The organism is Pseudonocardia sp. ICBG601 (genome assembly GCF_020496245.1).
This window is the reverse complement of the sequence record NZ_JAHLJA010000076.1, coordinates 1-24,138: the sequence shown is the minus strand read 5'-3', so window position 1 is coordinate 24,138 and position 24,138 is coordinate 1. Positions and strand designations below refer to the sequence as shown.

22 protein-coding genes and 4 pseudogenes are annotated in these 24,138 nt (G+C 74.7%); 20 read left to right on the top strand and 6 right to left on the bottom strand.

The genetic code is table 11. The features are described from left to right. The first annotated feature begins 74 nt into the window (after positions 1 to 74). The 6 genes from KPL57_RS22010 to KPL57_RS21985 are packed head-to-tail and all read left to right on the top strand — an operon-like array spanning position 75 to position 5,714. Positions 75 to 794 (top strand): hypothetical protein, encoded by a 720-nt coding sequence (locus KPL57_RS22010; RefSeq protein ID WP_226353003.1) that lies wholly within the window; start codon positions 75 to 77, stop codon positions 792 to 794. Positions 795 to 817: 23 nt separating this feature from the next. After that, a complete protein-coding gene (locus tag KPL57_RS22005; RefSeq protein ID WP_226353002.1) occupies positions 818 to 1,552 on the top strand; it encodes a hypothetical protein in 735 nt (244 codons plus the stop codon). A gap of 34 nt (positions 1,553 to 1,586) precedes the next feature. Then, positions 1,587 to 2,912, top strand: coding sequence for a histidinol dehydrogenase (hisD, locus tag KPL57_RS22000; protein ID WP_226353001.1), 1,326 nt, complete (start codon positions 1,587 to 1,589; stop codon positions 2,910 to 2,912). Beyond that, the gene (locus tag KPL57_RS21995) at positions 2,909 to 4,030 is read left to right on the top strand and encodes a histidinol-phosphate transaminase (RefSeq protein ID WP_020622779.1); all 1,122 of its coding nucleotides are present in this window, start codon (positions 2,909 to 2,911) and stop codon (positions 4,028 to 4,030) included. The genes hisD and KPL57_RS21995 overlap by 4 nt, the downstream gene beginning before the upstream one ends. Beyond that, positions 4,027 to 4,626 carry an imidazoleglycerol-phosphate dehydratase HisB gene (gene hisB / locus KPL57_RS21990; RefSeq protein WP_020622780.1) on the top strand — a complete coding sequence of 200 codons (600 nt, stop codon included), beginning with the start codon at positions 4,027 to 4,029 and terminating at the stop codon, positions 4,624 to 4,626. Before KPL57_RS21995 ends, hisB begins: the two co-directional genes overlap by 4 nt. Before the next feature lie 35 nt (positions 4,627 to 4,661). Continuing rightward, entirely contained in the window at positions 4,662 to 5,714 is a 1,053-nt protein-coding gene (locus KPL57_RS21985) for an LLM class flavin-dependent oxidoreductase (protein WP_075305650.1), read from the top strand. On the opposite strand, the gene KPL57_RS21980 is transcribed toward KPL57_RS21985, so the two are convergent. Beyond that, complete coding sequence (locus tag KPL57_RS21980) at positions 5,681 to 7,066, bottom strand: CoA transferase (RefSeq protein WP_226353000.1); 1,386 nt, start codon at positions 7,064 to 7,066, stop codon at positions 5,681 to 5,683. The two genes, KPL57_RS21985 and KPL57_RS21980, sit on opposite strands and share 34 nt — an antisense overlap. 65 nt (positions 7,067 to 7,131) lie before the next feature. On the opposite strand from KPL57_RS21980, the gene KPL57_RS21975 reads away from it, so the two are divergent. Then, a complete protein-coding gene (locus KPL57_RS21975; protein ID WP_226352999.1) occupies positions 7,132 to 7,902 on the top strand; it encodes a helix-turn-helix domain-containing protein in 771 nt (256 codons plus the stop codon). A 236-nt stretch (positions 7,903 to 8,138) separates the two neighbouring features. Here the strand turns inward: KPL57_RS21975 and KPL57_RS21970 are convergent, their stop codons facing one another. After that, positions 8,139 to 9,071: an amidohydrolase family protein gene (locus KPL57_RS21970; protein WP_226352998.1), complete on the bottom strand. Its 933-nt coding sequence runs from the start codon at positions 9,069 to 9,071 to the stop codon at positions 8,139 to 8,141. A 109-nt stretch (positions 9,072 to 9,180) separates the two neighbouring features. Between KPL57_RS21970 and hisH the strand changes: the two genes are divergently transcribed. Next, positions 9,181 to 9,816 carry an imidazole glycerol phosphate synthase subunit HisH gene (gene hisH / locus KPL57_RS21965; protein ID WP_226352997.1) on the top strand — a complete coding sequence of 212 codons (636 nt, stop codon included), beginning with the start codon at positions 9,181 to 9,183 and terminating at the stop codon, positions 9,814 to 9,816. Here the strand turns inward: hisH and KPL57_RS21960 are convergent. After that, positions 9,806 to 10,519, bottom strand: coding sequence for a hypothetical protein (locus KPL57_RS21960; protein WP_226352996.1), 714 nt, complete (start codon positions 10,517 to 10,519; stop codon positions 9,806 to 9,808). The genes hisH and KPL57_RS21960 overlap by 11 nt on opposite strands. Before the next feature lie 140 nt (positions 10,520 to 10,659). On the opposite strand from KPL57_RS21960, the gene priA reads away from it, so the two are divergent. The 3 genes and pseudogenes from priA to hisI all read left to right on the top strand — a co-directional run bounded on the left by priA (position 10,660) and on the right by hisI (position 12,555). Continuing rightward, the gene (gene priA / locus KPL57_RS21955) at positions 10,660 to 11,409 is read left to right on the top strand and encodes a bifunctional 1-(5-phosphoribosyl)-5-((5-phosphoribosylamino)methylideneamino)imidazole-4-carboxamide isomerase/phosphoribosylanthranilate isomerase PriA (RefSeq protein ID WP_226352995.1); all 750 of its coding nucleotides are present in this window, start codon (positions 10,660 to 10,662) and stop codon (positions 11,407 to 11,409) included. Beyond that, a pseudogene (hisF, locus tag KPL57_RS21950) lies at positions 11,409 to 12,184 on the top strand (imidazole glycerol phosphate synthase subunit HisF). Before priA ends, hisF begins: the two are co-directional and overlap by 1 nt. Next, positions 12,181 to 12,555: a phosphoribosyl-AMP cyclohydrolase gene (gene hisI / locus KPL57_RS21945; protein WP_075305661.1), complete on the top strand. Its 375-nt coding sequence runs from the start codon at positions 12,181 to 12,183 to the stop codon at positions 12,553 to 12,555. Before hisF ends, hisI begins: the two are co-directional and overlap by 4 nt. 190 nt (positions 12,556 to 12,745) lie before the next feature. Here the strand turns inward: hisI and KPL57_RS21940 are convergent. Together KPL57_RS21940 and KPL57_RS21935 are read right to left on the bottom strand one after the other, a co-directional pair. Continuing rightward, positions 12,746 to 13,318, bottom strand: a pseudogene (locus KPL57_RS21940) (oxygenase MpaB family protein); the annotation flags it as partial. Between the two features lie 263 nt (positions 13,319 to 13,581). After that, a complete protein-coding gene (locus KPL57_RS21935) occupies positions 13,582 to 14,229 on the bottom strand; it encodes a TetR family transcriptional regulator (protein WP_226352994.1) in 648 nt (215 codons plus the stop codon). A 57-nt stretch (positions 14,230 to 14,286) separates the two neighbouring features. Between KPL57_RS21935 and KPL57_RS21930 the strand changes: the two genes are divergently transcribed. The 5 genes and pseudogenes from KPL57_RS21930 (at position 14,287) to KPL57_RS21910 (ending at position 19,068) form a co-directional block, all read left to right on the top strand. Next, positions 14,287 to 15,918, top strand: a complete 1,632-nt coding sequence (locus KPL57_RS21930) for an anthranilate synthase component I (RefSeq protein WP_226352993.1) — start codon at positions 14,287 to 14,289, stop codon at positions 15,916 to 15,918. Further along, entirely contained in the window at positions 15,915 to 16,565 is a 651-nt protein-coding gene (locus tag KPL57_RS21925; protein ID WP_226352992.1) for a Trp biosynthesis-associated membrane protein, read from the top strand. Before KPL57_RS21930 ends, KPL57_RS21925 begins: the two co-directional genes overlap by 4 nt. Positions 16,566 to 16,692: 127 nt before the next feature. Continuing rightward, positions 16,693 to 17,485: pseudogene (gene trpC, locus KPL57_RS21920) on the top strand (indole-3-glycerol phosphate synthase TrpC). 3 nt (positions 17,486 to 17,488) lie between these two features. Next, positions 17,489 to 18,433 carry a prolipoprotein diacylglyceryl transferase gene (gene lgt, locus KPL57_RS21915; RefSeq protein ID WP_308252964.1) on the top strand — a complete coding sequence of 315 codons (945 nt, stop codon included), beginning with the start codon at positions 17,489 to 17,491 and terminating at the stop codon, positions 18,431 to 18,433. Further along, a complete protein-coding gene (locus KPL57_RS21910; RefSeq protein ID WP_226352991.1) occupies positions 18,430 to 19,068 on the top strand; it encodes a DUF2461 domain-containing protein in 639 nt (212 codons plus the stop codon). The genes lgt and KPL57_RS21910 overlap by 4 nt, the downstream gene beginning before the upstream one ends. A 76-nt stretch (positions 19,069 to 19,144) precedes the next feature. On the opposite strand, the gene KPL57_RS21905 is transcribed toward KPL57_RS21910, so the two are convergent. Beyond that, positions 19,145 to 19,513 (bottom strand): VanZ family protein, encoded by a 369-nt coding sequence (locus tag KPL57_RS21905; protein WP_051050429.1) that lies wholly within the window; start codon positions 19,511 to 19,513, stop codon positions 19,145 to 19,147. Between the two features lie 93 nt (positions 19,514 to 19,606). Between KPL57_RS21905 and pyk the strand changes: the two genes are divergently transcribed. From pyk to KPL57_RS21885, 4 genes and pseudogenes are all read left to right on the top strand, one after another. Then, the gene (pyk, locus tag KPL57_RS21900) at positions 19,607 to 21,031 is read left to right on the top strand and encodes a pyruvate kinase (RefSeq protein ID WP_226352990.1); all 1,425 of its coding nucleotides are present in this window, start codon (positions 19,607 to 19,609) and stop codon (positions 21,029 to 21,031) included. A gap of 24 nt (positions 21,032 to 21,055) precedes the next feature. Further along, positions 21,056 to 21,988: an acyl-CoA thioesterase gene (locus tag KPL57_RS21895; protein WP_374203768.1), complete on the top strand. Its 933-nt coding sequence runs from the start codon at positions 21,056 to 21,058 to the stop codon at positions 21,986 to 21,988. Continuing rightward, positions 21,985 to 22,695 (top strand): dienelactone hydrolase family protein, encoded by a 711-nt coding sequence (locus tag KPL57_RS21890; RefSeq protein ID WP_226352989.1) that lies wholly within the window; start codon positions 21,985 to 21,987, stop codon positions 22,693 to 22,695. Before KPL57_RS21895 ends, KPL57_RS21890 begins: the two co-directional genes overlap by 4 nt. A gap of 18 nt (positions 22,696 to 22,713) precedes the next feature. Beyond that, a pseudogene (locus KPL57_RS21885) lies at positions 22,714 to 24,020 on the top strand (O-acetylhomoserine aminocarboxypropyltransferase/cysteine synthase family protein); the annotation flags it as partial. Between the last annotated feature and the right edge of the window lie 118 nt (positions 24,021 to 24,138).

Here is a 24,138-nt window from a genome sequence, read left to right as displayed (position 1 = left end):
TGCTCGCCGCGGTCCGCCCGGGACGATCGGCTCCGGAGCCGCGCCCGTGGGGGACGCGCCGGGGCCGCCACCGTGTGCCCGCAGCGCGGCCGCCGCGCTGGTCCGCCGCGGTGCTGCCCGCGGCCGCCGCCCTGCTCGCGGCGGGCGCGTTCGCGCTGGTCCGCGGGGCGCTGATCGACGACGCCTACATCACCCTCGCCTACGTCCGCACGCTCGCGCTGCACGGGGAGTGGGGCGTGTCGCCCGGCCTGCCCGCGAACACCGCCACCTCCCCGCTGAACGTGTTGCTCCAGGCGGCGGTGACGATCGTCGTCCGCGACGCGGTGGTCGCCGCCGGGATCGTGCTGGCCGGGCTGATGGCGCTGCTCACCCACTGGAGCGCGGGGACCGCCGCGGCGCTCGGGCTGCCCGGCTGGACGGCCGCGCTCCCGGCGCCGCTGCTGCTGGCGAACCCGCTGCTGCTGTCCACCGTGGGGCTCGAGACGTACCTGGCGGTCGTCCTGCTCGCCGGGCTCGCGCACGCCGCGGTCACCGGCCGCGCGCGCACCGCGGGCGTGCTGTGCGCGCTGCTCGTGCTCACCCGGCCGGACCTGGTCGTCATCGCCGTGCTCGCGGTCGTCGCGGTTCCGGTGCTGCGCCGACGCCGGTGGGCGGTCGTGGCGGCAGCGTTCCTGGTCGCCGCGCCCTGGTACCTGTTCTCGTGGGTCGTGCTGGGCTCGTTCGTGCCGGATACGCTGCTGTGGAAGTCGGTGACAGCTGGGGTCGTGACCACATCACCTTCGCGAACGGGCTGACGGTCTACGCCAGGGTGTTCCCGGTGGCGACCGTCCTCGCACTGCTCCCGGCCGTCGCCGGGGTGGTGGGCGGCCTCGCCTGGGTGGCCGTGCGACGCCGGGGTCGGGCCGCGGTGACGGTCCTCGGGCTGGGTGCGGCGGTGCACGCGGCGGCGTTCGTCGTGATCGGGACGGCGCCCTACCACTGGTACTACGGCCCCGCGGTCGGCGCGCTGACGGTGCTGGCCGCGTGGTCGGTCGGCGCGCTGGTCCGACCGGTCCGGCGCGACGGGCCGGCCCCGCGCGCGGTCACGACCCTCTCGGCGGCGACGGCGACGCTGCTCACCGCCGTGCTGGCGGTGCTGGCGGTGGCGTCCGCCGCGTTCGACATCGGCCACGGGACGCCGTGGCGGCTCGCGCCGATCTCGACCAACCACGCCACGGCCGCCGAGTACGCGCGGGTCGCCTCCGGTCTGCACGGCACCGTGGTCAGCGCCGGCGAGCTGGGCGCACTCGCCTACTTCTGCGACCGGCGCTGCACGATCGACGACCCGCTGTCGGAACGGGCCCCGATGCTCACCCGGATCGCGGCCCGCCGCGCCGAGGCGGGCCCGGTCGCCTCGGCGCTCTACGACGTCAACTACCTGTTCCTGCGCCCCGCCCCGTACGAGCGCGGGACCACCCGGCTGGTGCACCGGGCCGGGCACCATCCGGACGGCGTCGACGTCGGGACGCCGTGGGCGGGTGCGGGGAACCTGCTCGTGGTCCCGGTGGGCTGAGGGGGCCTCGGAGCGCCGCCGTACCCTGGGAGCCATGCTCCGCCGCCTCGACCTGCGAGCCGAACCGCTGCCCCGTCCGGCCACCCTGCGCGCAGTGATGCCGCGCGCCGAGCTGGACATCGACGCCGCGCTGGAGCGCGCCCGCCCGCTGGTGGAGGACGTGCGCCATCGCGGCGCCGCCGCCGCACTGGACGCCACCGAGCGCTTCGACCGGGTCCGCCCGGAGACCGTGCGGGTGCCGACCGCGGCGATCACCGAGGCGCTGCGCGACCTCGACCCGGACGTGCGCGCGGCGCTGGAGACCTCGATCGAGCGGGCCCGGATCGTGCACGCCGAGCAGCGCAGGCCCGACGTCGTCACCCAGGTCGTCCCCGGCGGCACGGTCACCGAGCGGTTCGTCCCGGTCCGGCGGGTCGGGCTCTACGCCCCGGGCGGGCTGGCGGTCTACCCGTCGAGCGTGGTCATGAACGTGGTCCCGGCACAGGCCGCGGGTGTGGAGTCGCTGGTCGTCGCCTCCCCGGCGCAGGCCGAGTTCGGCGGGCGCCCGCACCCGACGATCCTCGCGGCGGCCGCGCTGCTGGGTGTCGACGAGGTGTGGGCCGTCGGCGGTGCCCAGTGCGTGGCACTGCTGGCCTACGGCGGCACCGACACCGACGGTGCCGAGCTGGAGCCGGTCGACATGGTCACCGGCCCGGGCAACGTCTACGTCACCGCGGCGAAGCGGATGCTGCGCGGGCTGGTCGGGATCGACGCCGAGGCCGGGACCACCGAGATCGCTATCCTGGCCGACGACACCGCCGACCCCGCGCACGTCGCCGCGGACCTCATCTCGCAGGCCGAGCACGACCCGAACGCCGCGTCGGTACTTGTCACGACGTCCGAGGCGCTGGTGGAGGCGGTCGAGGCGCAGCTCGAGACCCGGGTCGGCGCGACCAAGCACAGCGAGCGCGTGCGCACCGCGCTGACCGGCCCGCAGTCCGGGGTCATCCTGGTGTCCTCGACCGACGACGGGGTCGCCGTCGTCGACGCCTACGCCGCCGAGCACCTGGAGATCCAGACCGCCGACTCCGCGGGCGACGCGGCGAAGGTCCGCAACGCCGGCGCGATCTTCGTCGGGGCGCACTCGCCGGTGTCGCTGGGTGACTACTGCGCCGGGTCGAACCACGTGCTGCCGACCGGGGGCTGCGCGCGGCACTCCGGTGGGCTGTCGACGTCGACGTTCCTGCGCGGCATCCACGTCGTCGACTACGGCCGCCAGGCGCTGGCCGAGGTCGCCGACCGGGTCGTGACCCTGGCGAACGCCGAGGACCTGCCCGCGCACGGCGAGGCCGTCACCGCCCGGTTCGAGGCCCGCGCGTGACCGCGGGGGAGGGCGTGCGGCTGTCGGACCTGCCGCTGCGCGAGGACCTGCGCGGGAAGAGCCCGTACGGTGCGCCGCAGCTCGACGTCGCGGTGCGGCTCAACACCAACGAGAACCCGTACCCGCCGCCGCCGGAGCTGGTCGCCGACGTCGCGGCCTCCGTGACCGACGCCGCCCGCGAGCTGCACCGGTACCCCGACCGAGACCTCGTCGCGCTGCGGGGCGACCTCGCCGCCTACCTGTCCCGGCAGACCGGGGTCGAGCTGACCACGGCGAACCTGTGGGCCGCGAACGGGTCCAACGAGATCCTCCAGCAGATCCTGCAGACCTTCGGCGGGCCCGGCCGGACGGCGCTGGGCTTCGTGCCCAGCTACTCGATGCACCCGATCCTCGCCTCGGGCACGCAGACCGAGTTCGTCCCGGTCCCGCGCCGCGAAGACTTCACCCTCGACGTCGACGCGGCCGTCGCCGTCCTGGCGGAGAAGTCCCCGGACATCACGTTCGTGACCAGCCCGAACAACCCGACCGGGCAGTCGATCGCCCCGGCCGACCTGGCCCGGCTGGTCGACGCCGCGCCGGGGATGGTCGTCGTCGACGAGGCCTACGCCGAGTTCGCCGAGGCCACCGGCCGGCCGAGCGCCACGACCCTGCTGGCCACGCACGGCCACAAGCTGGTGGTGTCGCGGACGATGAGCAAGGCGTTCGCGTTCGCCGGGGGACGGCTGGGCTACCTCGCCGCCGCGCCCGCGGTGATCGACGCACTCCAGCTCGTGCGGCTGCCGTACCACCTGTCGGTGCTGTCGCAGGCCGCCGCGCGGGCCGCGTTGCGCCACGCCGAGGCCACCCTCGGCTCGGTGGCGCTGCTCGCCGCCGAGCGGGACCGGATCTCCGGCGAACTGGCCGCCGCCGGCTACGACGTCGTGGCCTCCGACGCCAACTTCATCCTCTTCGGACGCTTCGCCGACGCCGGCCGCGCCTGGAAGGGGTTCCTCGACCAGGGCGTGCTGATCCGCGACGTCGGCATCCCCGAGCGGCTGCGGGTCACCGTGGGCACTCCGGAGGAGAACGACGCGTTCCTCGCCGCCGCCACCGACCTCGCCACCCAGGAGCTGTTGTGAGCCGCATCGGACGCGTCGAGCGCGTCACCAAGGAGACCCGGATCGTCGTCGAGATCGACCTCGACGGCACCGGGCGCACCGACATCGCCACCAAGGTCCCGTTCTTCGACCACATGCTCGACGCGTTCGGCAAGCACGGCAGCTTCGACCTGTCCGTGCACGCCGAGGGCGACATCGAGATCGACTCCCACCACACCGTGGAGGACGTCGCGATCGTGCTGGGCCAGGCGATCCGGCAGGCGCTGGGGGACAAGAAGGGCATCCGCCGGTTCGGCGACGCCTGGATCCCGATGGACGAGGCCCTGGCCCAGGCCGTCGTCGACGTCTCCGGACGGCCCTACACCGTGTGCACCGGCGAGCCGGAGATGATGCGCGGCTTCGTCGTCGGCGGGCACTACCCGACGGTGCTGAACAAGCACGTGTTCGAGTCGCTGGCCTTCCACGGGCACCTCGCGCTGCACGTGCGGGTGCTCGACGGCCGCGATCCGCACCACATCACCGAGGCCGAGTTCAAGGCCGTCGCCCGTGCGCTGCGGGCCGCGACCGAGTCCGACCCGAGGGTGACCGGGGTACCGTCCACCAAGGGCGCCCTCTAGGGAATGTTGAGCCCTCAACCTTCGTTGCAGAGGGCATGACGAAGATCGGGTTCCTGTCGTTCGGGCACCACGGGGAGGTCCCCGGGTCCCGGACACCCACCGCGGCCGACGCGCTGCGCCAGACCGTGGAGCTGGCACGCGCCGCGGAGGACATCGGCATCGACGGCGCGTTCGTGCGCGTGCACCACTTCGAGCGCCAGCTGGCTGCGCCGTTCCCGCTGCTCGCGGCGATCGCGGCGACCACCAGCCGGATCGAGATGGGCACCGGCGTGATCGACATGCGCTACGAGAACCCGCTCTACATGGCCGAGGAGGCCGCCGCGACCGACCTGCTGTCCGGCGGGCGGCTGCAGCTCGGTGTGAGCCGGGGGTCGCCCGAGATCGCGCTGAACGGCGCCGAGGCCTTCGGCTACCGGCCCGCCGACGGGCAGACCCATGCCGACGCCGCCCGCGCCAAGGCCGAGGTGTTCCTCGCGGCGATCCGCGGCGCCGGGGTCGCGCCGGCGGACCCGGCCCGCACCCGCGGCCGGCACGTCGCGCTGCCGGTGCAGCCGCAGTCCCCGGGGCTGGCGGACCGGATCTGGTGGGGTGCGGGCACCCGCGCCACCGCCGAGTGGGCGGCGACCCAGGGCATGAACCTGCAGAGCTCGACCCTGCTCACCGAGGACACCGGCGAGTCGTTCGACCGGCTGCAGGCCGAGCAGATCCTGCGCTACCGCGAGGCCTGGTCCGCCGCGGGGCACGAGCGCACCCCGCTGGTGTCGATCTCGCGCAGCGTCATCCCGGTGACGACCGACCTCGACCGCCGCTACTTCGGCGAGCGCGGCGAGGACGACCAGGTCGGCATCCTCGACGGCGCCCGCTCCCGGTTCGGGCGCAGCTACGTCGGGGACCCGGACCGGATCGCCGCCGAGCTCGCCGAGGACGCCGCGGTCCGGGAGGCGGACTACGTGCTGTTCACCGTGCCCAACCAGCTCGGGGTGGAGTACAACGCGCACCTGCTCCGCTCGATCGCCGAGCGGGTCGCCCCGGCGATCGGCTGGGCGCCGGCCGGTCACCAGGTCGCGGCGGCGGTCCCCAGCAGCTGAGGTGGGCCGGGCAGCGGCGCGGGCCGGCCGTCGAACTCCAGTGGGAGCACGGGTTCGACGAGCCGGCCCATCGGCCCGTCGACGACGTGCGTGCCGATGGTCGGCGCGCCGGGCCGGGGCAGGTCCGCGACCTGGGCCGCGGTGAACATCCCGAGCTCCCGGACCCAGGTGCAGACCCCGGCGAGGGTGACCCGCACCCGCCACGAGCCGCCCTCGATGGCGCGCCGGCGCAGCGCCGCGAGCACCCCGGCGGCTCCGAGCCAGGCCGCGAGGTAGTCGTTGAGCAGGTGCGTCGGCGGCAACGACGGCGGCCCGCCCGCACCCTCCTCGAGCGCGAACCCGGTCGCCGAGCAGGCCAGCTGGTCGAAGCCGCCCCGCGCGGCCCACGGCCCGTCGGCACCCCAGCAGTGCAGGTCCAGCGCGACGATCCCCGGCCGGTGTCCCGCCAGGTCCTGCGGGCCGAAGCCCCGCGCGGCGGTGCCCCGGTAGGCGTTGACGAACACGTCGGCCCCGCCGACCAGGTCGCGCAGCGTCGCCGCCTGCGCCGGGTCCCGCAGGTCCAGCCAGGCGTTGCGCTTCCCGCCGCCGGTCAGCGCGACCATCGCGAGCGGGTCGGGCAGGTCCGGGCGCGACACGTGCAGGACGTCCGCGCCGAAGGTGCCGAGCAGCTTCGCCGCGACCGGCCCCGCGATGACGTGGGTGTCGTCGAGGACCCGCAGCCGGTCCGGTACCGGCTCGGGCGGGGCGTCGCCGATCCGTTCGACCTCGACGACCGGGCGCCCGGCGAGGTGTCGGCCCGCGGGGTGCGCGGCCCACTGCTCCCCGGTCCGGACCGCCGCGGCCACCCCGCCGGCCGCGCACACGGCATCCTCCAGCTCGACCGACCGCCACCGGGCGGCCTCCTGCGCGATGCGATCGAGCAGGGGCGGGCAGTCCAGCACCCGGCACACCGCGTCGCGCTGGTGCGGGTAGGTGGTGATCAGGAAGATCCAGCCGTCGGCGGTCCGGCGGAACCCGTTGTTCGCCAGTGCCGTCGGGTCCTCGGCCACGGTCTGCACGTCGACGCCGCCGAGGGTGGTGAGGAACGGCGCGCGCAGCGTGTCGATCGTGTCGGCCGCCCGCACCGTGATCTCCCGGGGCGCGCCGCCGGAGTCCTCGGCGAGCCCGGCGACCTGCAGCCCGAACGCCCCGACCGCCGCCGACATCGCATCGGCGAGCCGGTGCACCGACGGCACGAGCGGGTCCGCTCCGGTGACCCGCAGCGTCGAGCGGACCGGGGGAGCGTCCGGCAACAGGGTGGCCGCCGTGTCGGCGGCGGAGGGGAAGCGTGCGGCCGGGGTCGTCGTGGTCATGGCTCCAGCCTGCGACGAACTGGCCGCGCTCTCCACAGGCTCCGTATATCCGTAGGATCGGACGGGTGTCGGGATCTGTCGCCTCCGCCCGCGCGGTCGGCCGGGCCGACCGCATCCTGGAGCTGGTCGCGACCGCCGGGACACCTCCGTCGGTGACCGCGGTCGCCCGGGAGCTCGACCTGCCGCTCAGCTCCACCGCGGACCTGCTGCGCGAGCTGCGGGCCACCGGCTGGCTCCGGCTGCGGGGCCGTGGCCACGTCCTGGGCCGCCGGCCGTACGTGCTGGGGCTGCTCGCGGGGCTGGGTCCGCCGGCCTCGCTCACGCACTCCGAGCTCGACGCGCTCAGCCGCGTCGCCCGGGCCCCCGTGGCACTCGCGGTGCTGGTCGGCGGGCAGGTCCGCTACGTCGACCACGCCGGTCCCCGCGCCCCCGACCGGCTGCAACGGGTGACCGACGACCACCGGCCCCGCCCCCCGCTGCGCACCGCCGCGGGACGGCTGTTGCTCGCCCTGGGCGATCCGGAGGAGTCCGCCCGAGCGCTGGCGGGGGTCGACGACCCGCCCGCGGTCGCGGCCTACCTCACCGAGCGACCGGAGATCGTCCGTACCCGGCTGGCCCGCAGCGACGGGTTGGCGGACCCGGCGATCCGCGCCGTCGCCGTCCCGGTGGAGGAGGACGGGGAGACGGTCGCGGCGGCGGTGCTCACCGGCACCCGGCGGGGTCGCGCCGACCGCAGCGTCACCCTGGACCGGGCCGCCGCCCGGTTGGTCGCCGCCCTCGCGGACCGGGGGGTGCGGGAGTCGCAGGGCGGCCGGTGGCCGGACCTGCCGCGCTGAGCACCTGCCGCGGTGCGACCGCCCCCGCCGCCCTGCCTCACCGCGGCCCGCCGCCGCGCCCCGCTGCACACCGCCTCACATGATCATCAGTGCGTGAGCGCTGTCGCGTGCCGGGCGGGCAGCGCTCACGTACTGATGATCATGTCGTCGCGGCGCGCCGGGTGGTGCGCGGCGCCGGGTACTGGGCGCGGCTCGACCGGGGGCGCCGGGCGGCCGGCGGGCGGCAGAGCACGAGGTCATCCGAGGAGCCGTCGCGCGTTGGCGGTGGTCAGCTCGCGCCAGCCGCGGCCGTCCGCGGCCGGGGGAGCGGTGTCGAGCGAGGCGACCTGGGCGCGCACGGCCGCGGCCGGCGTCCAGCACGAGTCGCTGCCGTAGACCAGCCGTTCCACTCCGACGGTGCGCTCCAGGGCCGGGACCTGGTGCGGGAACGGGGTCCCGGCGGTGTCGAACCAGAGGGACCGCAGCTGGTCGGGCACCGGGGCGCCCCCGCCGTCGCCGAACGCCGTGTGGAACAGCTCGATCCGGTCGGCGAGGGCGGGCAGCGCACCGCCGCAGTGCGTGGCGATCCACCGGACACCGGGGAACCGGGTGAGGGTTCCGGACAGCATGAGATCGGTGTAGGTGCGGGCGGTGTCGAACACGAACTCCAGCATCGGTCGGGGTCGACCGGCGGTCAGCTCCGCCGCGTGCGGCGGCGAGGTGGGATGGACGAGCACCACCGCCCGACGCCGGTCCAGCTCCGCCCACAGCGGCGCGAACGCGGGATCCCCGAGATACCTGCCGTGGGCGTTGGTCTCGACGGTCACACCGTCGCTGCCGAGCTCGTCGAGGGCGTGGACGGCCTCGGCCAGCGCTCCGTCCACGTCGGGCAACGGCAACGAGGCGAGGTGTCCGAACCGGTCCGGGTGGTCGGCGCGCAGGGATGCGCCGGCCTCGTTCACCTCGCGGGACAGGCGTCGGGCGGCCCGGTCGTCCCCGAAGTGGGTCCCCGGAGAGGAGACGGACAGCAGGGACGTGGTGATCCCGCACTCGTCCATGAGCGCGAGGTGGCGAGCCGGGTCCCAGTCCGGCCATCCCGGCATGCCGTCGGGGCTGGTGTGCCCGGCCGACCTGGCGGCCTCGACGTAGGACGGGGTGAGGAAGTGAGAGTGCAGGTCGATCAGGGTCATCGGGTCCCTCCGGACAGAGCGGATGCGGAACGAGCGGTGGGTGGCAGCCGCGCGGCGCGATCGCCCCGCGCCACCGGTCCCGGGCGGGACGGCGACTATCCTGGTCGTCGTGGCACGCATCGTCGTCCTCGACTACGGCTCCGGGAACCTGCGCTCCGCCGAGCGCGCCCTGCAACGCGTCGGCGCGGACGTCACCGTGACGTCCGACTTCGACGCGGCGACCGAGGCCGACGGTCTCGTCGTCCCCGGCGTGGGCGCCTTCGCGGCGTGCATGCGGGGCCTGCACTCCGTCCGCGGCCCGCAGATCATCGGGCGTCGCCTCGCCGGCGGCCGTCCGGTCCTGGGGATCTGCGTCGGCATGCAGGTTCTGTTCGAGCGCGGCGTCGAGTTCGACGAGGACACCGAGGGCTGCGGCGAGTGGCCCGGCACGGTCGAGCGGATCCAGGCCGACGTGCTGCCGCACATGGGCTGGAACACCGTCCGGACCCCGCAGGACAGCGCGCTGTTCGCCGGGCTCGACGCCGACGCCCGCTTCTACTTCGTGCACTCCTTCGGCGTGCGGCGCTGGACCCTGGAGGCCTCGCACGCGATCGCGTCGCCGAAGGTCACCTGGACCCACCACGGGGAGGACGTCGTCGCCGCGGTGGAGAACGGGCCGCTGTCGGCCACCCAGTTCCACCCGGAGAAGTCCGGCGACGCCGGCGCCACGGTCCTGGAGAACTGGCTGCGGTCGGTCACGGCCTGATACCCACCACGACGCCGCCGCCGTCGGGCCGGGCCTCCACCTCGCCGACCCGGCCGTCGCGGCCGATGCAGGTGACCACGACGGTGGGACCGCTGCCGAGGTCGGTGACGACCAGGCGGATGGTCTCCGGTGCGGGCACACCCACGGCGCCGGGGGCCCGTGCGACCACCTCCGCGACCGGTCCCGGCGCGAGGTCGTCGAGGTCGACGGTGCGCTGTGCCGGGTCCCGGGCGAGCGGTCGGTCGGTCGTGACCACGCCCAACCCGTCGTCGGAGTTCCAGACGTAGGTGCGGGTGTGGGTGGGCCGGCCGGGGTCGGCCGTCTGCACGGTTCCCCCGTCCGCGCCGTACGCCGCGAGCCGGTCGACGACCGTGCTCCCGGTCGCGCGGCGGACGTCGTCGACGAGGCGGGTCAGTCCCGCTGCCGTGCTGATGTCGGTGGCCGGGGCGGCCGGCGCGGAGACGACGGGAGCCGGATCGCGGACCGGCCCGAAGTCGATCTGCTCGACCTGGACCTGCAGCCAGACCCGTCCGACGACGACGATCACCACGACGGAGATCAGCCCGCCGATCCACGAGGGCGGTCCGTACTTCCACCTCCGGTACTCGGCGATCTCGCGCCGGTCCGGTGCCCACGGCAGGAACGGCGGTTCGACACGGGGCGCGGTCCGGTCGGCGCGCGTGCGGGCACGGAGGAACGCCACGACGGGGAGTGTGGCCGTGCTCGCGCGCTGCCACGAGCGTTCCGCGGAACGCGCCTCGGCCCGGCGCGTACTCCCCGGAACGCATGCTGTCCCCCTCGGCCACCCCCGAGGGCCACGAGCGGCGCGGATACCCTGGCGCGGTGAGCTTCACGTTGCTTCCCGCGGTGGACGTCGTCGACGGGCAGGCCGTCCGGCTGGTGCAGGGCGAGGCCGGCACCGAGACCGGCTACGGCTCTCCCCTGGAGGCGGCCATGACCTGGCAGGCCGGCGGCGCCGAATGGGTCCATCTGGTGGACCTCGACGCCGCGTTCGGCCGTGGCTCGAACGCCGAGCTGCTGGCCGAGGTGGTCGGGAAGCTCGATCTGCGGGTCGAGCTGTCCGGCGGCATCCGCGACGACGAGTCCCTGGACCGCGCCCTGTCCACCGGCGCCGCCCGGCTCAACCTCGGCACCGCGGCGCTGGAGCAGCCCGAGTGGTGCCGGAAGGTCCTCGCCGAGCACGGCGAGAAGATCGCGATCGGCCTCGACGTCAAGGTGATCGACGGCAGGCGCCGGGTCGCCGGCCGCGGCTGGACCTCCGACGGCGGCGACCTCTGGGAGGTCCTCGCCCGCCTCGACGCCGACGGTGCCACCCGCTACATCGTCACCGACGTCTCCAAGGACGGCACCCTCCAGGGCCCGAACGTCGAGCTGCTCACCGAGGTCGCGCAGGCCACCACCGCCCCGGTGATCGCCTCGGGCGGGATCTCCGAGGTCGCCGACCTGACCCGGCTCGCCGAGGTCGCCGCGACCGGGGTGAACATCGAGGGCTCGATCATCGGCAAGGCGCTCTACGCCGGCCGGTTCACCCTGCCCGAGGCCCTGGCGGCCGTGAACGCGGTGAGCGCCTGATGGGCGTCGCGGTCCGTGTCATCCCGTGCCTGGACGTCGACGCCGGGCGGGTGGTGAAGGGCGTCAACTTCAAGGAGCTCCGCGACGCGGGCGACCCGGTCGAGATGGCCCGCGTGTACGACGCCGAGGGCGCCGACGAGCTGACCTTCCTCGACGTCACCGCGTCGTCGTCGGAGCGCGGAACCATGATCGACGTGGTGCGTCGCACCGCCGAGCAGGTGTTCATCCCGCTGACCGTCGGCGGTGGCATCCGCACCCCCGACGACGTCGACCGGATGCTCCGCGCGGGCGCGGACAAGGTCTCGGTGAACACCGCCGCGATCGCCCGGCCCACGCTGCTGCACGAGATGTCGCGTCGCTTCGGCAGCCAGTGCATCGTGCTGTCGGTCGACGCCCGCCGTGTCCCCGAGGGGGAGCAGCCGCAGCCGTCGGGCTGGGAGGTCACCACGCACGGCGGGCGTCGCTCCGCCGGTATCGACGCCGTCGAGTGGGCGCAGCGCGGCCAGGAGCTCGGTGTCGGGGAGATCCTGCTCAACTCGATGGACGCCGACGGCACCCGCGCCGGGTTCGACCTGGAGATGCTGACCGCGGTCCGCAAGGTCGTCGACGTCCCGGTGATCGCCTCCGGCGGTGTGCCGGTGCGATCGAGCACTTCGCGCCGGCCGTGCGCGCCGGGGCGGACGCCGTGCTCGCCGCCAGCGTGTTCCACTTCGGCCAGCTGCGGATCGGTGAGGTGAAGGACGCGCTGCGCGCGGAGGGGGTCGAGATCCGGTGAGCACCCGTCTCACGGCGGCCGAGTCCGCGCTGGACCCGGGGATCGCCGCCCGCCTCAAGCGCGACGCCGACGGGCTGGTCTGCGCCGTCGTCCAGTCCCGCGCCGGTGAGGTGCTGATGGTCGGCTGGATGGACGACGAGGCGCTGCACCGCACCCTGACCACCGGCCGGGGGACCTACTGGTCGCGGTCGCGCCAGGAGTACTGGGTCAAGGGCGACACCTCGGGGCACGTGCAGCACGTGCACGAGGTGCGGCTGGACTGCGACGGCGACGCGGTGCTGGTCGTCGTCGACCAGGAGGGGCCGGCCTGCCACACGGGGACCCGGACCTGCTTCGACACCGACGTCCTGCTCGCCAGGGACGGCGCATGAGCACCGACGTCCTGCTCGCCAGGGACGGCGGCGGGGTCTGACCGCTACGGGTGCACCGGCGGCGTCGGTGGCGGCTGGGTGGGTGCCGAGGTGACCCACCGGATCCCGGCGGTGATCGCGTGCCCCCGGCCCGCACCACGGTCGCCTCGGCCACGGGCAGCCAGGGCAGCCGCAGCGGCAGCCGCGTCCAGCGCGGCATCAGCCCCACCGACGCGGCGGCCAGCACCGAGTACGGCAGCCGCGCGGAGAGCGGCAGCGGCGGCTCCCACAACAGGAACCGCGCGGCGTCGCGGGCCTCCGGGGTCCCGGCCAGCTCGGGCCGGTAGGCGGCGAGCTGCGCCCGCAGCTCGGTGACGGACTCCGGCGGGTCGGGCACGCCCAGCTCACGGGCGACGCGTGCGGTGTCGGCGACGTAGGCGTCGCGTCCGGCGGCGTCGAGCGGGGCGGCGCCGTAGCGGTCGTGCGCGGTGAGGAAGCTGTCGATCTCGGCGATGTGCACCCAGCGCAGCAGGTGCGGATCCGACGCCGAGTACGGACGCCCGTCCGGCGCGGTCCCGCGGACGTGCACGTGGGCCCGCCTGATCCGCGCGATCACCCGCTCGGCCTCCTCGGCCGGCCCGAACGTCGTCCCGGCCAGGAAGTACGAGGTGCGCTGCAGCCGTCCCCACGGGTCGCCGCGGAACCCGGAGTGCCCGGCGACCCCCGCCATGGCCAGCGGGTGCAGCGACTGTAGCAGCAGCGCACGCAGTCCGCCGACGAACATCGACGCGTCGCCGTGCACGGTGCGGATCGCGGCGTCCTCGGCGAACCAGCGCGGGCCCTCGGCGCCGAGGACGCGGGCACGGCGGCCGGATCCCTCGTCGCCGGCGACCCGGCTGAACACCGCCGACCCGACCCGCGAGCGAAGCGCCTCGAGCCGGTCGGCGACGGCGCCGGGCAGCCGGGCGGACGGATCGACCATGACCCCAGTGTGCGGTCGTGCGGCCCCGGCCGCCCTGCTGGCGAGCTCGTGGCCGGGTTCGCCGCCTACTCCTCGGGGTTCGTCGACCCCAGGTTCCCGGTCAGGTAGCGCTGCACGGTCGGCCCGACCGCGGCGACGATGTCCTCGGGGGGCGCCGAGGCCAGCGGTTCCAGGTGCACCACGTAGCGGATCATGGCGAGCCCGATCAGCTGGGCGGCGACGAGCGCGCCCCGCTCGTCGGGCCGGTCGGGGGAGTGGACGCGGGTGACCGGCACCAGGATCGCTTTGCCGATGAACTCGCGCAGCATCCGGGCCGCGGCCTCGTGTCCCGCGACGCTGCGCAGCACCGCCGCCATCGGGGAGCCGCTGCCGGTGTCCCACACGGTGAGGAAGGTGCGCACGATCCGCTCGCCGACGGTGTCGCCCGGACCGCTCAGCAGGTGCTCGCGGACCTGCTCGGGCTCGAGCGGCAGGTCGAGCGCGGCGAGGAACAGCTTCTCCTTGCCGCCGAACCAGTGGTTGACCATCGCCGGGTCGACCCCGGCGCGCTCGGCGATCCGGCGGACCGTGGCGCCGTCGAAGCCGCGGTCGGCGAACTCGACGCGGGCGGCGGCCAGCAGCGCGGCGCGGGTGTCCGCACCGCCGGACCGGCGGCCACGACGCCGGGGCTGCGCCCCCGGGGCCGGGGGTGCGCTGGCGCTCGGTTCGGTCATGCGTCCCATCCTCACCCGCGCGAGGGCGGTCGTCACTGCTCGGGGACAATGAGTCGCATGACCCAGCGGACCCAGAACGCATCCGGTGGCGCGACGACGACGGGCGCCCCCGCCCCCGCGGTTCCCGCAGCCGCAGCCCTGGGCGCGGTGAGCCCCAGCCGCGAGGAGTTCCGGGAGCTGGCGCGTGCGCACCGGGTCATCCCGGTGACCCGGCGGCTGCTGGCCGACGACGAGACCCCGGTCGGGGTGTACCGCAAGCTGGCGGGTGGGCGGTCCGGCACGTTCCTGCTGGAGTCCGCGGAGAACGGCCGGTCCTGGTCGCGGTGGTCGTTCGTCGGGGCGCGCAGCGCCGCGGCGCTCACCGCCGTCGACGGCGAGCTGGTCTGGACCGGTGAGGTCCCCGACGGCCTGCCCACCAGCGGGGACCCGCTCGAGGCGCTGCGCACCGTGGTCACCGAGCTGCACTCCGAGCCGCTGCCCGGGCTGCCGCCGCTGACCGGCGGCATGGTCGGCTACCTCGGCTACGACATCGTCCGCCGTGTCGAGCGCATCGCCGACCCGGACGACCCGGCCGTCGACGACCTGGCGCTGCCCGAGCTGGTCATGCTGCTGGCCACCGACCTGGCCGCGCTCGACCACCACGAGGGCACCGTCACCCTGATCGCGAACGCGATCAACTGGGACGCCACCGACGACCGCGTCGACCAGGCCTACGACGACGCGGTCGCCCGGCTGGACCGGATGACCGGCGAGCTCGCGGTCCCGTCGCCGAGCTCGGTCGCGGTGTACACCCCGACCCGCCCGGAGTTCCTCCGCCGGCGCACCCCCGAGCAGCACCACGCCGCGATCGAGGACGCGAAGGAGCAGATCCGCGCGGGTGAGGCCTTCCAGATCGTGCTGTCGCAGCGCTTCGAGATGGAGTGCGACGCCGACCCGCTCGAGGTCTACCGGATCCTGCGCACCACGAACCCGAGCCCGTACATGTACCTGCTGCGCCTCGACGACGCCGCGGGCGGGCCGCCGTTCTCGATCGTCGGGTCCAGCCCGGAGGCGCTGGTCAGCGTGCTCGACGGGCGCGCCACCACGCACCCCATCGCGGGCACCCGCTGGCGCGGCGCGACCGACGAGGAGGACCAGCTCCTGGAGAAGGAGCTGCGCGGCGACGAGAAGGAGCGCGCCGAGCACCTGATGCTCGTCGACCTCGGACGCAACGACCTGGGCCGGGTGTGCGAGCCCGGCACAGTGACCGTGCGGAACTTCTTCGAGATCGAGCGCTACAGCCACGTCATGCACCTGGTGTCGACGGTGTCCGGGCTGCTGCGGCGCGACCGCACCGCGTTCGACGCCGTCGTCGCCTGCTTCCCCGCCGGCACCCTGTCCGGGGCGCCGAAGGTGCGGGCCATGCAGGTCATCGACCGGCTGGAGCCGACCCGGCGCGGTCAATACGGCGGCATCGTCGGCTACCTCGACTTCGCGGGCAACGCCGACACCGCGATCGCGATCCGCACCGCGATGATCCGCAACGGGACCGCCTACGTGCAGGCCGGCGGCGGGATCGTCGCCGACTCCGACCCGGCCGCGGAGGACATGGAGTGCCTGAACAAGGCCCGGGCGGTGCTCTCGGCCGTCGCCGCGGCCGGGCCCCTGTCGGCCCCGCTGGCACCCCCGCCCGTCCCGGGCAGCGCGTGACGGCGCCCGGCGACGACGGGGTCGCCGCGCCCGCACCGCACCGCACCGACCGGCGGTCGCTCGGCCTGACCGTGCTCGGCATGCTGCTCGGCGCCGGGGCCCTGTGGGGTGCCGGGTCCGCCGACTGGTTCGTGCTGGAGGTGCCCACCGCCACCCGCGGCACCGTCGAGCTCGGCGCCACCGGCGCGCAGCTGCAACCCGTGGTCACCGCGGTCGCCGCGCTGCTGGTCGCCGCGGTCGCCGCGCTGGTCGCGCTGTCGGGGATCGCCCGCCGGGTGCTCGGTGTGCTGGTCGGGCTCGCCGGGGTGGCCGCGGTGGTGCTCACCCTGCGGCTGGTCGCCGTGCCGCCGTCGGCGGTGGAGCTGGCCTCGGCCCGCTCCGGGCTGACCGCCCCGAACGCCCCCGCGGGCTCCGGCGCGGTCTCGGCGACGCCGTGGCCCTGGCTGGCGGTCGCCGGCGGGGTCGTCGCACTCGCCGCTGCGGTGCTGCTGGTGGTGCGCGAACCGCGGCTGCCGCGGCTCGGTGCCCGCTACGCCGCACCGGGGACACGGGCGGCCACGACACCGACCGACCCCGACCGGGCGGCCTGGGAACGGCTCGACGCCGGCGGCGACCCGACCGTCGGTCCGCGTGAGGGGGAGAACTAGCATGACCTCGACGTCCGGGCGACGCGCGAGCGGAGGAGGAGTCGGTCCTGTGAGCACTACGGGCACTGCCGGTACGACCGGACACCCGAACGGGACTCCGGGTCGCGTACCCAGCGTCCTCGAGGCCATCGTGGACGGGGTCCGGGAGGACCTCGCCGTGCGCGAGAGCGTCGTCGACCTCGCCGAGATCAAGCGGCGGGCCGCGGCCGCGCCGCCCCCGCGGGACGCGATGGCGGCCCTGCGCGAGCCGGGCGTCGGCGTCATCGCCGAGGTGAAGCGGGCCAGCCCGTCGAAGGGTCGCTCGCCGACATCCCCGACCCGGCCGATCTCGCCGAGGCCTACTCCGCCAACGGTGCGCGGGTGATCAGCGTGCTCACCGAGCAGCGCCGCTTCGGCGGTTCCCTGGCCGACCTCGACGCCGTCCGCGCCCGGGTCGACACACCCCGCTGCTGCGCAAGGACTTCGTCGTCACGCCGTACCAGGTGCACGAGGCCCGCGCGCACGGCGCGGACGTCGTGCTGCTGATCGTCGCCGCGCTGGAGCAGCCGGTGCTCGCCTCGCTGCTGGACCGTATCGAGTCCCTCGGGATGACCCCGCTGGTGGAGGTGCACACCGAGGAGGAGTGTGACCGCGCCCTGGAGGCCGGCGCCGCGCTGATCGGTGTCAACGCCCGCAACCTGCACAACCTCGAGGTGAACCGGTCGGTCTTCGGTGAGATCGCGCCCGGCCTGCCCTCGCACGTGCTCAAGGTCGCCGAGTCCGGCGTCCGCGGCCCCGGTGACCTGCTCACCTACGCGGGATGGGGCGCCGATGCGGTGCTGGTCGGCGAGGGCCTGGTGACCAGCGGGGACCCGGCGGCCGCGGTCCGCGGTCTGGTCGCGGCCGGGTTCCACCCGTCCTGCAGCCGGAACGGCGGCTGATCGGTGCTCGTCACGCTCGCCACCGCTCTGCCCGGCGCGCTCCCGGCGTCCATCCCCAGCCCGGACCGGGGTGTCTGGCATCTCGGCCCGATCCCGATCCGGGCGTACGCGCTGTGCATCATCGCCGGCATCGCGGTCGCCCTGTGGTGGGGCGAGCGCCGGCTGCAGGCACGCGGCGGGCGGGCCGGGACGGTGCTCGACGTCGCGGTGTGGGCGGTACCGTTCGGCCTGCTCGGCGGGCGGCTCTACCACGTCGCCACCGACTGGCGGACCTACTTCGGCCCCGGCGGCAACCCGTGGGGCGCGCTGGAGATCTGGAACGGCGGGCTCGGCATCTGGGGCGCCATCGCGCTCGGCGGGGTCGGGGCCTGGATCGGCTGCCGCCGGCACGGCGTCCCGCTGCCGCTGTTCGCCGACGCGGTTGCCCCCGGCATCATCGTCGCCCAGGCGATCGGACGACTCGGGAACTGGTTCAACCAGGAGCTCTACGGCGGCCCGACCACCCTACCCTGGGGGCTGGAGATCTACCGGCGGGTCGACCCCGCGACGGGGCTGGACGACCCGCTCGGCGGTGTGGCACTCGACCCGACGCCGATCGCGGTCGTGCACCCCACCTTCCTCTACGAGCTGCTGTGGAACCTCGTCGTCGCCGCGCTGATCGTGCTGGCCGACCGCCGGTTCCGGCTCGGCCACGGCAGGGTCTTCGGCCTGTACGTCGCGGGCTACACGCTCGGCCGGTTCTTCATCGAGCTCATGCGCACCGACCCGGCGACGCGGGTGTTCGGCGACGTCCGGATCAACGTCGTCGTCGCGGCGGTGGTGTTCATCGGGGCCGTGCTCTACGTCGCGTTCGCCCGTCGCGGCCGCGAGGAGTACGTCGCCCCCGAGCCGGCAAACACCGCCGGGCCCGGGCAGCAGGGCAGACCCCAGGAGCGCGAGGACGCGTGAGCGCGTTCGCGGGCTTCGGCGAGGGCGCCGTCGAGTTCTACGACGGCCTGCTCGCCGACAACTCCCGTGCGTACTGGACCGACCAGCGTGCGGTCTACGAGAACGACGTCCGCGGCCCGATGCTGGCGTTGCTCGCCGACCTCGAACCGGAGTTCGGGGCGGGGAAGGTGTTCCGCCCCTACCGCGACGTGCGCTTCGCCGCGGACAAGACCCCGTACAAGACCCACTGCGGCGGCTTCGCCGAGCCGTTCTACGTCGAGGTGTCCGCGGACGGGATGCTCGCGGCCGGCGGCTACTACCACCTGGCGTCCGACCAGCTGGCCCGCTACCGCGAGAGCGTCGACGACGAGCGCCGCGGCGAGGACCTGCGGGCCCGCCTCGACACCGCCCGCGCCGCCGGGCTCACCGTCGACGGCGCGACCCTGAAGACCCGGCCGCGCGGCACCGACCCGGACCACCCGCGGCTGGACCTGCTGCGGCACACGGGGCTCTACGTGGCGCGGCACTGGCCGCCGGACGACGTGCTGCACGGCCCGCGGGCCCGTGACCGGGTCCGCAGGGTGTGGCGGGCGACCCGCCCGGTCACCGAGTGGCTCGACGACCACGTCGGCCCCAGCGAGCTCCCGCGGCGCTGACCCGGGGCCGCGGCCGTGGGGCCCGGCGCGCCCGGAGCATCGGCGCAGGACCGTCGGAGGAAGGGACCGGCCCGCCTCAGAGCCGCGACGACGTCTCGCGGCCCGGTCGTCGGCGGGCCACCAGCACGGTCAGCCCCAGCCCGAGCGCCGCCCCGGCGACGTCGACGAGCGCGTCGAGGACGTCGCCGCTGCGCCCGATCGGCAGCAGCGCCTGCGCGACCTCCGAGGCCGCCGCGTAGGCGACCAGCCCGCCCAGCAGCGGCCACACCCGGATCCCGGCGGCCCGCCCGGTCCACGCCAGCAGCGCGAACAGCAGCAGGTGGACGAGCTTGTCGGTGCCCGGAGGTGCCGTCGGGACCCCGGACGCCGGGGTGAACAGGATGACCAGGCTCAACAGGACCGACAGGACGAACGGCTGGACGCGCACGCCCCCAGTCTGCTCCACCGCCGATCCTGCGGATGAACACCGTCGAACCGGACACCGACAGGCCGGGTTCCCGTCGTCCTGATCGTTCCAGACACCGCTACCCTGATAGCCGTGACACGTCGAACCAAGATCGTCTGCACCATCGGACCGGCGACGGCGACCCCGGACCGGATCCGTGACCTCGTGGAGGCGGGCATGGACGTGGCCCGGCTCAACTTCAGCCACGGGGACCGCGCCGACCACAAGCGCGTCTACGAGATGGTCCGCGACGCCGCCGACTCGACCGGGCGCGCCGTCGGCATCCTCGCCGACCTGCAGGGCCCGAAGATCCGGCTCGGCCGCTTCACCGACGGGCCCACCGAGTGGGCGACCGGCGAGGAGGTGCGGATCACGGTCGACGACGTGCCCGGCACCCACGACCGGGTCTCCACCACCTACAAGGGCCTCGCCCAGGACGCCCAGGTCGACGACCGGATGCTCGTCGACGACGGCAAGGTCGGACTGCGGGTCGTCGTCATCGACGGCAACGACGTGGTCTGCCGGGTCACCGAGGGCGGCCCCGTCTCGGACAACAAGGGCCTGTCGCTGCCCGGGATGAACATCTCGGTGCCCGCCCTGTCGGACAAGGACGTCGCGGACCTGGAGTTCGCGATGTCGCTGCGGGTCGATGTCGTCGCGCTGTCGTTCGTGCGCAGCCCCGCCGACATCGACCTCGTCCACAAGATCATGGACAACACCGGCGCCGGTCGGGTCCCGGTGATCGCGAAGCTGGAGAAGCCCGAGGCCGTCGACAACCTCGAGGCCGTCGTGCTCGCCTTCGACGGCATCATGGTCGCCCGCGGCGACCTGGGCGTCGAGCTCCCGCTGCAGAACGTGCCGCTGGTGCAGAAGCGCGCCGTGCAGATCGCGCGGGAGAACGCCAAGCCGGTCATCGTCGCCACCCAGATGCTGGACTCGATGATCACCAGCTCGCGCCCGACCCGCGCCGAGGCCTCCGACGTCGCGAACGCCGTCCTGGACGGCACCGACGCCGTGATGCTGTCCGGCGAGACCAGCGTCGGCCGCTACCCGATCAAGACCGTGCGGACGATGGCCGAGATCGTCGAGGCCGTCGAGGCGGGCCCGGCCGACGTGCCGCCGCTCAACCACGTGCCCCGCACCAAGCGCGGCGTGCTGTCCTACGCCGCCCGCGACATCGGCGAGCGGCTCTCCGCCCGCGCGCTGGTCGCGTTCTCCCAGTCCGGGGACACCGTGCGGCGCCTGGCCCGGCTGCACACCCGGCTCCCGCTGCTGGCGTTCACCCCGGAGCCCGCGGTCCGCAGCCAGCTCGCGATGACCTGGGGCGTCGAGACGTTCCTGGTCGACCGGGTCGACTCGACCGACGCGATGATCCGCCAGGTCGACCACGCGATCCTGTCCATCGGCCGGTTCAAGCCGGGTGACCTCGTGGTCGTCGTCGCGGGTTCGCCGCCCTCCACGGTCGGCTCGACCAACCTGATCCGGGTCCACCGGCTGGGCGAGGACGACCACGCCTGACCGGCGCCGGGCATACTCCCGGGCGTGAGTGCCGACCCCGTACCCGCACCCGAGACCGTGCCCGAGACCGCAGCCGACGGTGAACCGCGCGGCCAGGCCGTCCTCGACGACCTGGTCGCGCTGCTCGACCTGGAGCGCCTGGAGGACAACCTCTTCCGCGGTGTGAGCCCACCGGTCTCGCTGCCGCGGGTGTTCGGCGGCCAGGTGGCCGGCCAGGCGCTCGTCGCGGCCGGGCGGACCGTGTCCGCCGACCGGCACGTGCACTCGCTGCACGCCTACTTCATCCGCCCCGGGGACCCGAGCATCCCGATCGTCTACGAGACCGAGCGGGTCCGCGACGGCCGGTCGTTCACCACCCGCCGGGTGCTCGCCATCCAGCGCGGCGAGCCGATCTTCTCGCTGTCGGCGTCGTTCCAGCTGCCGCAGAACGGCCTGGAGCACTCCCAGCCGATGCCCTCGGACGTCCCCGCCCCGGAGGCGGTCGACGACCTCGGCACGCGCGCCGCCCGCGGCGACGGCGGCTGGATGGCCGGCCTGCCCCGCCCGCTGGACATCCGGCTGATCGACGAGCCGTCCTGGTCGCAGGACCACACCGGTCCGTCCGACGACCCGATGCGGCTGTGGCTGCGCGCCGACGGCGAGCTGCCCGACGACCCGCTGCTGCACGTCTGCCTGCTCACCTACGCCAGCGACCTGACCCTGCTCGGCTCGGTCGTCGCCCGCCACGACGTACCCCGCACCGGGCTGCAGATGGCGAGCCTGGACCACGCGATGTGGTTCCACGCGCCGTTCCGCGCCGACGAGTGGCTGCTCTACTCGTGCTTCTCACCGGCCGCCTCCGGTGGGCGCGGCCTGGCCAGCGGCCGCTTCTTCACCGCCGACGGCCGCCTGGTCGCCACCACCATGCAGGAGGGGCTCGTCCGGGTCCCCCGCGACCGGAAGGACCCCCGCCCGTGACCGTCGAGTCCGAGGTCTCACTGACCAGTGTCAACGGCGGGAGGCTCCCCGGTTTCCTGGCCCGCCCCGAGACCGACACGCCCGGCCCCGCCATCGTGATGATCTACGAGATCTTCGGGATGACCCCGGAGATGCGCCGGATCGCCCGCGAGCTGGCCCGCGAGGGCTACACCGTCCTGATCCCGGACCTGTTCGCCCGCGGCCGGGTGAAGCCGCTGTGCATCGCCTCGACGCTGGCGACGATGGCCACCGGCCGCGGCGCCGCGCTCGGGGACTGCGAGTCCGCCCGGCGCTGGCTGGCCGACCAGCCCACCGTCGACGCCGACCGGATCGGTGTCATGGGGTTCTGCATGGGCGGCGGGTTCGCGTTGCTGCTGTCCCAGACCGGTCTGTACCGGGTCGCGGTGCCGTTCTACGGCCGCGCGGGTGTCGCGGTGGAGCCGGTCTGTCCGGTCGTCGCGAGCTTCGGCGGGCGGGACCTGCAGTTCGCCGACGGGTACCCGCAGCGTCTGGAGGCGGACCTGGCGGAGCGGGGGATCCCGCACGACGTCGTCGTCTACCCCGAGGCCGGGCACTCGTTCATGACGCGCACGCCGGGTGCGAAGGGTGCGGTGGCACGCCGGACGCCGCTGCACGCGGAGTACCACGAACCCTCGGCGACGGACGCGACGGAGCGGGTGCGGGCCTTCCTGCGCGACCACCTGTAGGCGGGGGAGGATGGGGACGTGAGCGAGCTTGCGAGCGAACCGTCGGGACCGCGCGGCGACCGACCGGATCGGGCCTGGGGCTTCCGCACCCGGGCGGTGCACGCGGGGACGGTGCCGGACGCCGCGACCGGTTCCCGGGCGGTCCCGATCCACCAGACGACCAGCTACGTCTTCCGCGACACCGACGACGCCGCGGCGCTGTTCGCGCTGCAGAAGTACGGGCTGATCTACTCCCGGATCGCCAACCCGACGGTGTCGGCGCTGGAGGAGCGCCTGGCCAGCCTGGACGGTGGCATCGGCGCGGTGTGCACGGCCAGCGGGCAGTCCGCCGAGTTCCTCACCTTCGCCGCCCTCGCCGGGGCGGGGGACCACGCCGTCGCCGCGGCCGGGCTCTACGGCGGCACCATCACCCAGCTCGACGTGACGCTGCGCCGCTTCGGCGTCGACACGACCTTCGTGCCGGGCACCGACCCGGCCGACTACGCCGCCGCGATCCGCGAGAACACCAAGTTCGTGTTCGCCGAGGTCGTGTCCAACCCGGGCGGCGAGGTCGCCGACATCGCCGGGCTCGCCGAGGTCGCGCACGCGGCCGGGCTCCCGCTGATCATCGACGCGACGCTGGCGACGCCGTACCTGTGCCGGCCGCTGGAGCACGGCGCGGACATCGTGATCCACTCGGTGACGAAGTTCCTCGGCGGGCACGGCACCACCCTCGGCGGCGTGGTGATCGAGTCCGGCCGCTTCGACTGGGGCAACGGCCGCTTCCCCGGGATGACCGAGCCGGTCCCGTCCTACGGCGGGCTCACCTGGTGGGGGAACTTCCAGGAGCTCGGATTCCTCACCAAGCTGCGTGCCGAGCAGCTGCGCGACGTCGGCGCCACGCTGTCGGCGCACTCGGCGTTCCTGCTGATGCAGGGCGTCGAGACGCTGCCGCAGCGGATGGAGGCGCACGTGGCGAACGCGCAGAAGGTCGCGGAGTGGCTCGAGGCGGACCCGCGGGTGGAGTACGTGACCTACCCCGGGTTGCCGTCGCACCGCCACCACGAGCGGGCTCGCCGGTATCTGCCCGCGGGGCCGGGCGCGGTGTTCGCGTTCGGGGTGCGCGGCGGCCGGGCCGCCGGGGCGCGGTTCATCGAGGCGGTGCAGCTGTGCAGCCACCTCGCCAACGTCGGCGACGCCCGCACCCTCGTCCTGCACCCCGGGTCCACCACCCACCAGCAGCTCACTCCTGCGCAGCTGGAGCAGGGGGCGTCCCCGAGGACATGATCCGGATCTCGGTCGGTCTGGAGGACCCGGACGACATCGTCTGGGACCTCGACCAGGCCTGGCCCGCCCTCGCAGAAGGAGAGCTCGTGACCTGGGAGAACCCGCCCGCGTGGCGGCGCCAGCAGATCCTGCGCGACACCCGCACCGTCGCCGTCGTCGGGGCGAGCCCGAACCCGG